This window comes from Rummeliibacillus sp. G93 (assembly GCF_023515935.1).
In the GTDB taxonomy this organism is placed as follows: Bacteria; Bacillota; Bacilli; order Bacillales_A; family Planococcaceae; genus Rummeliibacillus; species Rummeliibacillus stabekisii.
The window spans coordinates 3,123,255-3,135,449 of sequence record NZ_CP097314.1; the positions used below are offsets into that span (position 1 = coordinate 3,123,255).

Annotated in this window: 9 protein-coding genes; all 9 read right to left on the reverse strand. The window is 38.6% G+C overall.

Translation table 11 applies throughout. The annotated features are described in order from the left end of the window. Nucleotides 1-64: 64 nt before the first annotated feature. Nucleotides 65-556: an acyl-CoA thioesterase gene (locus M2M59_RS15855; RefSeq protein ID WP_249775056.1), complete on the reverse strand. Its 492-nt coding sequence runs from the start codon at nt 554-556 to the stop codon at nt 65-67. 98 nt (nt 557-654) lie between these two features. Continuing rightward, nucleotides 655-2,082, reverse strand: a complete 1,428-nt coding sequence (locus M2M59_RS15860) for an aldehyde dehydrogenase family protein (RefSeq protein WP_249775057.1) — start codon at nt 2,080-2,082, stop codon at nt 655-657. Nucleotides 2,083-2,245: 163 nt separating this feature from the next. Beyond that, complete coding sequence (locus M2M59_RS15865; RefSeq protein WP_249775058.1) at nt 2,246-2,575, reverse strand: DUF779 domain-containing protein; 330 nt, start codon at nt 2,573-2,575, stop codon at nt 2,246-2,248. Nucleotides 2,576-2,593: 18 nt separating this feature from the next. Beyond that, nucleotides 2,594-4,111, reverse strand: a complete 1,518-nt coding sequence (locus tag M2M59_RS15870) for an acetaldehyde dehydrogenase ExaC (RefSeq protein ID WP_249775059.1) — start codon at nt 4,109-4,111, stop codon at nt 2,594-2,596. A gap of 228 nt (nt 4,112-4,339) precedes the next feature. After that, a complete protein-coding gene (locus M2M59_RS15875; RefSeq protein ID WP_249775060.1) occupies nt 4,340-8,650 on the reverse strand; it encodes a metallophosphoesterase in 4,311 nt (1,436 codons plus the stop codon). 200 nt (nt 8,651-8,850) lie between these two features. Then, complete coding sequence (locus M2M59_RS15880; RefSeq protein ID WP_066791005.1) at nt 8,851-9,558, reverse strand: ABC transporter ATP-binding protein; 708 nt, start codon at nt 9,556-9,558, stop codon at nt 8,851-8,853. Next, nucleotides 9,559-10,335, reverse strand: a complete 777-nt coding sequence (locus M2M59_RS15885) for an ABC transporter ATP-binding protein (RefSeq protein ID WP_066791006.1) — start codon at nt 10,333-10,335, stop codon at nt 9,559-9,561. Further along, on the reverse strand, nt 10,328-11,275 hold the full coding sequence (locus tag M2M59_RS15890) for a branched-chain amino acid ABC transporter permease (RefSeq protein WP_147197451.1): 948 nt from the start codon (nt 11,273-11,275) through the stop codon (nt 10,328-10,330). The genes M2M59_RS15885 and M2M59_RS15890 overlap by 8 nt, the downstream gene beginning before the upstream one ends. A 12-nt stretch (nt 11,276-11,287) precedes the next feature. After that, nucleotides 11,288-12,163, reverse strand: a complete 876-nt coding sequence (locus M2M59_RS15895; RefSeq protein WP_249775061.1) for a branched-chain amino acid ABC transporter permease — start codon at nt 12,161-12,163, stop codon at nt 11,288-11,290. Nucleotides 12,164-12,195: the final 32 nt, after the last annotated feature.

A 12,195-nucleotide genomic window follows, 5' to 3' on the forward strand; every position in this document is an offset into this window, starting at 1 on the left:
AACGATAATAGGCGGTTGCTGTTATAAGTTACAGCAACCGCCTATTTGTATAGTATACCGATTATTATAAGGTAAAGAACTTGCTTGGCATTTCGCGCTTTTCTTTACGAATCTTCCGGCGTATCGAACCTGATTCGAATAATTTCTTTTCTTGCTCTGTTTCTGGGTAAACGGGTGCTACTTCCTGAGGTGCACCATTGGTATCTACTGCTACCATAGTAACGAAAGATTCTGTCGTTAGTTTTTTTACACCTGTGTCGATATTAGTAGAATGCACCACGATATATAACTCCATCGATGTGCGTCCAGTAGAACTAACAATCGCCTCTAGTTCTAGGACTTCTCCTGAACGAACTGGCGAATAAAAGTCCACTGAGTCGAAAGATGCTGTTACTGTTTGCATTTTTGCATGCTTCATGGACGTAATCGCTGCGATCTCATCAATATACGCCAACACCTTCCCACCAAAAATCGTGCTCATATGGTTGGTATCGGGCGGTAAAACCAATCTTGTTTGTATTGTTCTTGAACTGCCCATTGGCACTGCTTCTAGCATCGTATACACTCCTCACGTATCTTTTAACACATAATTTTAAAGGGAAGCCCTTGTTCAACAAGTCTTTTCTCTGTACTAGATCGGCTTCTCCAAACATACTACAGTTTAGTCTTAATCGTAATAAACTTCAAATCAGTCATTTCGTTCACTGCATATTTAATGCCTTCGCGTCCATATCCACTATTCTTCACTCCACCATATGGCATGTTATCTATACGGAATGTTGGTACATCATTAATGATGACTGCACCGGCTTCTAATTCCTCTGCTGCTCTCATGGCATCTTCTAAATTATTTGTAAAGATCCCTGCATTTAAACCTAAATCTGATTGGTTTACTAAATTAATCGCTTCATCGAATGTGTCATATGGAACAATGGAAACAATCGGAGCAAATGTTTCCTGGCATGCTACCTTCATATCAGGCTGAACATTAGCCATGACAGTTGGTGTTAAGGTACGCTCTGTGAAAGTTCCGCCTGTAGCAACGGTTGCACCTTGCTCTTTCGCCTCTTCAATCCATTGCATAATGCGTGTAACTTCTTTTGGATTAATCATAGCACTTACATCTGTTTTTTCGTCCAAAGGATTGCCTACTACCAATTTTTCCGTAGCTGCAACAAAGGCATTTAAAAATTGGTCATAAATTGATTGATGGACATAAATACGCTGTAGTGAAATACATACTTGTCCTGCGTAACCAAATGCGCCACTTACACAGCGATCTATAACTTTATCGATTGGCACACTTGGTTCTACAATCAATCCTGCATTAGAACCCAATTCAAGCGTTACCTTTCGCAATCCTACTTTTTCTTTAATCTTCAATCCAACAGAACTGCTGCCTGTAAACGTAACCTTTTTGACGAGCGGATGTGTAACAAGCGTATCGCTTAACTCGCTTCCACTTCCAGTAACGATTTGAAGCATCCCATCAGGTAAACCTGCATCTTTAAAGATTCCAGCCATTACAAGGCTGCTTAAAGGTGTTTGTCCAGCAGGCTTTAAAACAACTGCGTTACCCACAGCAAATGCAGGACCTAATTTATGTGCTACTAAGTTAAAAGGAAAATTAAATGGCGTAATGGCTGATATAACACCTAAAGATACGCGTTTTGTCCAACCAATCCGATCTTTTCCACCCGGCGCAGCATCCATCGGAAGCGTTTCACCACTTAATCCTTTAGCTGCCTCGGCTGCAAATTGGTACGTTGTAATGGTACGATCAATTTCAGTAAGGGCAGCTGTGATAGGCTTTCCTGCTTCTCTCGCTGCTATTTCAGCTAGATCTTGCTTGCGCTCTTTCATTAACTCTGCCACTCGATATAAAATTTCAGCTCTTTCATATGCTGTTGATGATTTAAATTGAAGAAAGGCTTGATGTGCACCTTCAATGCTTCGTTCTACATCATTCACAGTGGCTTTCGCTATATTTGAAATATGCTCTCCATTATAAGGAGCGGTTAATTCATAGCTTTCAGCTGTGCTAACCCACTCTCCATTAATCCATAATTTTGTTTCCTTCACAGATGACACCTCCGTTAAAGTTATACCCCTCTTATTCCATACTAACATGATTACTTTTTCATATCCTAAATAGATGCCTAGCATTTCCCAAACAGAAAAAACTCCAGCTATCTTAGCCTGGAGTTTTGTGCTGATATTAAATTGTACACTTTTCTCGTTAATCCTATTCATAAACTCTTGATTCAATCACGAAATGTTCTTTATCAATACTATCCAGTGAAAACGAAGCGCCTCTGCCAGGCTTCACATCTAAGATCAGTTGGGTATGCTTCATATACTCATAGTGGCTTTTGTGTATATAAAATGGCACATCGCCAACTATACCAAGAAGTAGATCCTGTTCACCTACTCGAAAATCCTCTTCTTTATAGCACATAGGTGCAGAGCCATCACAGCACCCACTAGATTGAAAAATTAAAATCGGACCATGCAACGATTTCATATAATCGATAAACTCAAGAGCTTTATCTGTCGCTTGTATACATTCTGCCATCTAGGATCCACGACTATTCTAGAAGAAACCTTGTGGCTTACGATTATAGCTGACAAGTAAATTCTTCGTTTGTTGATAATGTTCTAACATCATTGCGTGGTTTTCACGACCAATGCCTGATTGCTTATAACCGCCAAACGCTGCGCCCGCTGGATATTGGTGATACGTATTTGTCCATACACGACCAGCTTCAATAGCGCGTCCTGCACGATAAGTGATATCACCTGAACGGGACCATACACCTGCACCTAAACCATATACGGTGTCATTTGCAATTTCGATGGCTTCATCAAAGTCTTTAAACGAAGTGACGCCAAGGACTGGGCCAAATATTTCCTCCTGGAAAATACGCATTTTATTATGGCCTTTGAATACAGTTGGTTTTATATAATAACCATCCTCAAAACCATCTATCTGATTGTGCTCACCACCGATTAAGCACTCTGCGCCTTCCTCTTTGCCTAATTTTAAGTATGATAGAATTTTTTGCTGTTGCTCGTTTGATGCCTGTGCCCCCATCATTACTTCTGTATCAAGCGGATTGCCAATCTTAATTGATTCAATTCTCGCCATAGCTCGTTCAATGAATTGATCATAAATAGATTCTTGCACTAATGCACGGGAAGGGCATGTACAAACCTCTCCAGAGTTGAAAGCAAACATTACAAAACCTTCAATTGCTTTATCTAAAAAATCATCATCATGTTCCATAACATCTTCAAAGAAGATATTTGGCGATTTACCACCAAGTTCAAGGGTAACAGGAATAATGTTTTCGGTTGCATATTGCATTACTTGGCGACCTACCGCAGTAGAACCCGTGAAAGCAATTTTAGCAATGCGAGGGTTTGTAGCAAGTGGTTTGCCTACTTCTACGCCATAACCGTTAACTACATTCACCACACCAGCAGGAAGTAGATCTTGAATTAATTCCATTAGCACCATAATAGATGCAGGCGTTTGTTCTGCTGGTTTTAATACAACACAGTTACCCGCAGCAAGCGCAGGAGCCAATTTCCAGACAGCCATTAATATTGGGAAGTTCCAAGGAATGATTTGACCAACGACGCCAAGTGGTTCTTGGAAATGATAGGCTACAGTATCATTGTCTAGTTGAGTCGTACGGCCTTCTTGTGCACGAATAGCACTGGCGAAATAACGGAAATGGTCTGCAGCCAGCGGAATATCCGCATTCAATGTTTCACGGACAGCTTTACCGTTATCCCAAGTTTCTGCTACAGCCAATAGCTCTATATTATCTTCAATTCTATCAGCAATTTTATTTAAAATACGGGCACGTTCAGCAGTAGAAGTCTTGCCCCATTCGCTTTTTGCACTATGCGCTGCATCTAAAGCTAGTTCAATATCATCTGCAGTGGAACGAGCTACTTTTGTGAATACTTGTCCATCCACTGGTGATATATTGTCGAAGTATTGGCCTTTAACAGGCTCTACCCATTCGCCCCCGATAAAGTTATCATATTGATCTTTAAATTGAACGACAGCACCTTCAGCATTTGGTTTTGCATAAATCATGTCCGATCTCCCCCTTATGTTTGAGCGAATACTACTATCCTATTAAATAGATAGCGTTTTCATATATTATGATGACTGAAACTATCTTAATATTCAAGTTTTTCAAACTATATTTGTAAAATATTCTCGATTAAGATAGAGCCAACATTTCATATATATGGCCTAGATATAAAAATATACATATAAAAAGAAGACAAATACAACACGTGTATATGTCTTCTTGATCAGTTACTTCGATGGCCTAGTAACGGTTGAGAACTCACTGTATATTTTGTGGCCTTTGACCGTTTGATATGCCCTAATTTTATAATCTAAATTTTTACCGTTCTTTATGTTTTTACTAGCAGCACTCACTTTAGAACCTTTGATTGCCATCAGTTTTTTATAGTTTGATCCTTTGCGTGGTGCTTTATAAATTTCGTAGCCAAGAGCTCCGCTTACAGGCTTCCATGAGAAAAGAAGCTTGTCCTTCGATACTTCCTTGGCCTTCAGATTTGTAGGCTTTGCCAATATAGGACTTCCTGATTTTATGTCTGTGTAAGAACTATACAATTTTGTATTTTCCACATTCTTGTAAGCACGCATTTTATAGAAATACGTATTCCCCAGAGAAACTTTTTTATCTATATATGTTGTTACTTTACTGTTTGTTAGGGTAGCTATTTTCTCATATTTGCCTGATTTCTCTTCAGCACGATAAATGATATAGCCATCTGCATCTGTCGTTCCCTTCCAACTTACATTAAGTTGATTATAGGTTTTGCCAGATACAGAAAGCTTAGCAGGTTTTTGAGGATTCTTTATAAACTTCGCATACACTACTGTCTTAGTTTTCAACATCGTATCAAAATCAAATTCATGTTTATATGATTTATCCGTATACCATCCTGCAAAAGTATAGCCTGCTTTTTTAGGTAATTTTAATGCTTCATCATCTCGAATCGTTTGTTGAGATAAAACAGTGCCATTCGCATCTTTAATAGATACTGCGTAATCTTTTAATCCATCGCCCGTTTCAACCGTTTTGAAAGTCCAGATTGGAGAGCGGACTTTTCCTTGGTAATCATCTGTTACATCTGCATACCAGTAGTATTGTGTATTGTTCTCGAGTTCCTTCCATACTACTTTAGCAGCTTCATTGTTTTTTACATTTTGAGTTACGCCAATTTTAGTATTCGTATAGACATTTACATTAAACGAATCAGTTGCTACAACTTTCTCTTTTGGCGTTAAATCTGTTTCAATAACAAATTCATCTTTACCTGGATATTCATCTGTATTATAAAAATTATATTTATTTAAATACGGAGAATAGGTTTTCACATAAATTTTATTCTCAATAGGATTCACTTGCAGAATGCGCATGAACCCTTGTCCGCCTTCAGGGCCACTGGAATAATCAGTTAGCATTTGATAAACTTTACGATCCGGGGTGCCATCACCATTGTCATCAATTTCATCTACTTTTGTTTCACTGCCAAAAAAATGGCCCGACAAGACAAGAATGACATTCGGATTTTTTTCTACTACTTTTTCAAAGAGAGTATTTCCCAGGAAACTTCTATCTCCTGACGGCTGAAGGTACTCATGGAAATTGAGTATAGCTTTACGATCTGGATATTTCTGTAGTATTTTATTCATCCACTCTATACTCTCTTCATCAATTCCCCAACCCATATAAAGCATAAGGAAGTCATTACCTTGTTCGCTGATTAAATCATAATGGCCACGGTTATTTTCATATGACTCACCGTAATAATCTTTGTTGATAAACCGTTTCTCACCAAAATATTTATAGAATGTATTGTAGTTAAAATCAATATGGTTAACATCATGGTTGCCTGCTAACACGCCATACGGAACATTTGCATCATCCAATGTTTTCATTGCTGCATCGGCATTGACCCATTGATTTTTCGTTGATTGCTTATCAATTATGTCTCCTGTGTGGAATACATATTTAATCTTCATTCCATCTTGCTGATTCACAATCCACTTTGTCATTTCTTTATAAATTTGCGGATAGCTTTTCGCATAATATTGGGTATCCGTCATCCAAACAAAGGAATAATTAAATTGATTAGTCTGGGCTATTTCATCTTGAACTAATACTTGCACTTTATGGTCACGGGCAAATGCAGTTCCTTTAATGACAGCATTCAGCTTAAAGTTTTTATTATCGTTGGCAATTTTCCATTCTTGCACCTGCCATTTTTGTTTGTCAAAATTCCACACATAGAGTGATACTCTTCGACCAATAACAGATTTACCCTCCCAGTTTATTTCAACCTCGTCTTTTGTAAGGTCCACTTTGTTATCCAAAGATACTTCAAAGCGGTGGTACGGATATTTGTCCGTTCCTGTTGTCGTTACGTATTTTTTGTCTGAGGTAGCTATCGAATCCACATCTTCTATAGGCTGTTCCCCATTTGATACGAGATCCTTCGGTGGTTCATTATCTGTCTTATTTTCATATGCTCTTATATGTGAAGCTTGATTCGCAGTATATTGATACGCTTTTTTAAATGAAACATGTAAATCGTCTCCTGTTGGGTCACCAACAGTAACCTTCAACTTTGGTGCTACTGGAACATCGATAGATTTTTCATAGGGTATCATTAACTGAGGCAGATATGGCTGTTCTTCCACTACATTAAACGTTGTGGTTTTCACTGAGCGATTTCCAGCTTGGTCGGTTGCTTCAATCCGTAAAGTATGGCTGCCTGGTGTTAACGCTGCTGAAGAAGTATTAAACGGCAAAGCAATCTCATTGTCATCTAGCTTTGCCACTACGTTTTGCACACCTGCATAGTCATCCTTTAATTCAGCGTTAATGGTGAATTTACCTTTATATAGCTTATTTTTTTGGATAGAAGGAACAATCACTGGAGCCGTATTATCAACAAAGACAGTGGATTTCACTGTTTTCTTCCCGCTCTTTGCCATAATGGTATGTGTTCCCTCTTTTGCACTCTTTGTATTCCATTTAAAGGAGCTTGCTGAAAACTGTTCGTCCGGTACAGCAAAGCTTATTTTTAGAATGGGCTTTAACCCTTTGCTATCGCCAACTTTCCATTCTTTTTCCGGATCTGCATATTTAGGATCATAAAGAACTGTTCCGTCACTTAATATTAACCGCATATTTTTGACAACAAAGTCATCACGGTTTTCTTTTGAATTTTCATCAAAAGGCGATACCTTTGTTCCCGACCGAATCGCAAAAGCTCGCTTCTTCCCTTTCGTAAAGTACTTGGGATCCACGGGAACAATAAGCGTTTTATACGAGGTGATTTTATCATGGAATATTTGCAGAACATCGTTACCAATCGTCACACCATTTTCAAAATAACGATCAATCTTATTGACATCCATGACTAGGTACGCCTTGCTTTCCAGAGCTTCCGTTGTTTTTCCTGTTACATTCTCTTGGTCAATCAACAATGAAGTGTTTGAATTTTTTTCTGTATTAAAGGCTTTTAACAATACACTTTTCGAAAGGATGGTGTCATCTTGGATATTGATTGATAATCCTTGAGGTACTCTTTCCTGCATTACCTCTACTCTTTTCTTCTCGCTCTCTATGGTATTTGTTCCATCAGATACGCTTAAGTAATACTCTACATATTCCTTTCCAATCAGGTCTGTAGAGGGAATTGTATATTTATAGAGGCTACTGCCGCTCTTTTTAGTAAGGTCAATGGCTTTAAATGACTCTTCATCATTGGTCTTGTAGTACAAGCGAGCTGTTTTAATTGAAATATTATCATATAGGTTAAAAGAGAATAACAAATCATTTTGTTCGACGTTCACCTCAGGTGTAGAAACGTCTTGGATTTCTGGCTTTTGTTCATCTTGTGGAATAACCACCTTTTCAGATGGTATTTGCTCTGACGTAACAGAGCCAGGCGTGGCATCATAGGTTCTACTACTATACTTTTTCAACATGTTGTCATTTGGTGTTTCTGAATATGTATAGAGTATTCCCTTGTCTGCTACAGCATCTATTACGCCGGGTACTTCATTATAGTAGGCAATAGCCAAATCTTCCCCTGTGTTTGTTGCAAGTGCAAGACCCTGAACACCATTAACTTCCAAAGGTTTCGTAGCAGTTACCTTGACGATTGTTTCATTTTCAATAAGATTCACATTGTAATAACGGTTAAAGTCTGACACAGTTTTCGTATTATCTTGTACGATCCAGTAGACAATCGAACCTCCTGTTGGGATTGTGATGTCCTCAGTTTCAGGAGTCAAAACGTCATCTTCCTTTTTCGAATTTTCAAGATAGCGGTAGCGGAGCTTATAATCTTTTAAGGAAATATTTTTATCGGCATTATTGTAAATCTCCACAAATTGATAAGCATTTGTTCCATCCGATTCAGCATTTTTAGGAACTACCTCTGTCATTAACAATGAAGGTGCATTAAGTATTGAAGTGTCATTTTCAGCTGCATGGGCTGTCGTTACATGTAAGTTTGCTATGCTTGCTGAAAGAAAAAGTATGGAGGCAAGGAACATAGCTAACTTCTTTTTCATCATTTCGTCTAACCCCTTTGTAATTTTTGGATATAAAAAATAATTTTCCCATACCTATTATAACAATACACCCATATTTATCTACTAGTATCAGGAAAAAGATGAGTCTTTTTAACAATAAAAATTAAAAAAACCGCACAATCTACATTGATAGATTGCGCAGCCTATAAAAATTTATCCCATATGATGAGGTCAATCAGATACTATAATCCACCTAAGTAAGCAGCTTTTACTTGTTCTGCCTCTTGTAAGTCTTTTGCTAGTCCAGATAATACTACGTGACCCGTTTCTATCACATATGCACGGTCTGCTATTGATAAAGCCATATGTGCATTTTGTTCGACTAACAAAATGGTCGTTCCCTCTTTCCGTATTTCTTCAATGGTATGAAAAATTGTTTTTACCATTAAGGGCGCTAATCCCATGGATGGTTCATCTAATAGAAGTAGTTTTGGACGTGCCATAATTGCTCGCCCCATCGCTAGCATTTGCTGCTCTCCACCTGATAGTGTCCCGGATAGCTGTTTTCGCCTCTCCAATAAGATTGGGAAGATTTTAAAGATCCGTTCTTTATCTTCTGCTACGGCTTTATGATCTTTACGTAAATAAGCACCCAAATCCAAATTTTCTTCCACTGACATGTTTGAAAAAACTCGCCTACCTTCAGGTACGTGAGATATTCCCGCTTTCACGATAGTTTGAGCTGCTTTACCAGCAATTGTTTTACCTTGGAACTCAATGGTTCCTTGCTTTGGTTTTAAAAGGCCAGAGACCGTTTTTAAGAGTGTACTTTTCCCGGCGCCATTTGCGCCGATTAATGTCACAATCTCTCCTTCATTAACCTCTAAGGAGACACCTTTTAATGCTTGGATATTCCCATAGAATACATTAATCTCATTAATTGTTAGCATCTACTCCGTAACCTCCTCGCCAAGATACGCTTCAATGACTTTCTTGTTGTTCCTGATTTCTTCCGGTTTGCCCTCAGCTATTAGTTGGCCATGATCCAGTACATAGATGCGCTCACAAATCCCCATCACCAATCCCATATCATGCTCGATCAGCAAAATGGTTAGGTCAAACTTTTCCCGTATAAGAGCAATTAAGCCCATTAAATCTTGTGTTTCCTGTGGGTTCATACCTGCAGCTGGTTCATCTAAAAGCAAAAGCTTAGGTTTAGCTGCTAGTGCACGGGCGATTTCTAACCGCCTTTGCATACCATACGGCAAGTTTTTAGCCAATTCATTCATGTAGGGATCGAGCCCAAAAATCTTTAAAAATTCTATAGATTCTTGTTCCATTTTTGTTTCACCCGAAAAATAACTTGGCAAACGAAAAATGGAACTGATGACAGAATGGTGTGCCAAAGAGTGATTGGCTACTTTTACATTGTCTAATACCGATAAATCCTTGAAGAGTCGAATATTTTGAAACGTCCTGCTGACACCGCTTTTTGTTACTTGGTGAGGCGACATATTATTTGTTTTCTTTCCATTAAAAATAATGGTGCCTTCAGTAGGTTTATAAACACCTGTCAGCATATTGAAACTTGTTGTTTTCCCAGCGCCATTCGGTCCGATTAACCCAATTAATTCGCCTGCATGCATTTCCATATTTAATCCGGATACTGCTTTTAAACCACCAAACTGAATACCTACATTTTCTACTTTCAAAAGAAGGTCACTCATTGACTTTTCCTCCTTTTGCTTTTTTGTTGAATTTAAAGAAGTCCGTTATTTCTTTAGTTCCCATTAAGCCAGATGGTCGATATAACATAACAATAATGAGGACTAAGCTATAAATAATCATTCGTGTTTCAGGGAAGTCTTGTAAGTATAGAGAAATAACTGTCAATAAAATAGCGGCAATGACAGCACCAGATAAACTTCCCAGCCCACCCAAAACAACATAAATTAAAATATCAAAAGATTTTAAAAACCCAAATTGTGATGGTTGTATGATGAAGAAGTTGTGTGCAAATAGCCCACCTGCAAGTCCAGCAAAGAATGAACCGATTGCAAATGCCAATACCTTGTAATACGTCGTATTAATCCCCATTGCATCTGCTGCAATTTCATCTTCTCGTACGGCGATACATGCTCTACCATGTCTTGAATTCGTAAAGTTTGCAATTACAATAATAGTAATTAGGACGCCGAAAAATGCGTATGTCCAAGTCGTCAAATAATCAACCTGCATCCCTGCAGCGCCGCCGACATAATCAATATTCAAGAAAATAATTCGTATAATCTCAGCAAATCCTAGTGTGGCAATCGCCAAATAGTCTCCCTTTAAGCGCAATGTCGGTATCCCAACAATAAGTCCTGCTACTGCTGCAACAATGGCACCAATGATTAAAGCAACAGGGAATGGAAAGCCTAGGTTGGTAGTAAAAATAGCTGAAATATAAGCCCCAACAGCTAAGAATCCCGCATGTCCAATCGAAAATTGGCCAGTAATGCCAATGACTAAATGTAAACTCACAGCTAGTATGATATTAATAGCAATGGTAATAAATAGATTGGAATAATACATATCAAGTTGGCCATTGACAATCAATAGCTCAACAATGGCATAGACCACAAGCGCCACTGCAATGTAAATCCAAAAGATTTTAGACTTTTTCATATGCACGCTCACCTACACTTTCTCTCGGGTGTTCTTGCCAAAAATACCCGATGGCCTAAAGATTAATATGAGAATTAGAATAATAAACGCTGCCGCATCCCGCCAAGAAGAGAAACCGAGCGCACTAACAATTGTTTCGACTACGCCAAGCACCATTCCGCCAGCCACTGCTCCTGGAATAATTCCTATTCCTCCTAATACAGCTGCAACGAATGCTTTAACTCCTGGAATAATCCCCATTAATGGATCAATCTTTGTATAATACACACCGAATATGACTCCTGCCGCACCAGCTAAGGCTGACCCTATCGCAAACGTTACGGAAATCGTATTATCTACATTAATCCCCATCAACCGCGCTGCCTCTACATCATGAGATACTGCACGCATAGCCTTGCCAATCTTTGTTTTATGTACGATAAATTGAAGGATTAGCATTAGTACGATAGATACTGATAGAATCATGATTGACTGCATACTAATTTGTGCACCTAAAAATTGAAATGTTTTAGAAGAAACGACATTAGGATATGCCTCCGGCTGTGCCCCTCTAAAGAAAATGGTTGTATATTCAATTAATAGCGACACGCCAATCGCTGTGATCAATGCAGCAATACGCGTAGCATTCCGCAAACGCTTATACGCTACCCGCTCGATGAACACGCCCAATAAAGCGCAGACCACCATCGCTAGAAGGAGAGCCGGGAAGAAACCCAAATCCCATCTTGATATTGCAAAAAAACCTATAAATGCGCCAATCATAAACACATCACCGTGCGCAAAGTTAATTAATTTGATAATGCCGTAAACCATTGTATAACCTAGTGCAATCAAGGCGTAAATACTGCCGAGTGAAATTCCGTTGATTAATTGTTGCAGCCATTCCATATACAGTTCACTCCTTTTAAAAAACAATAGAA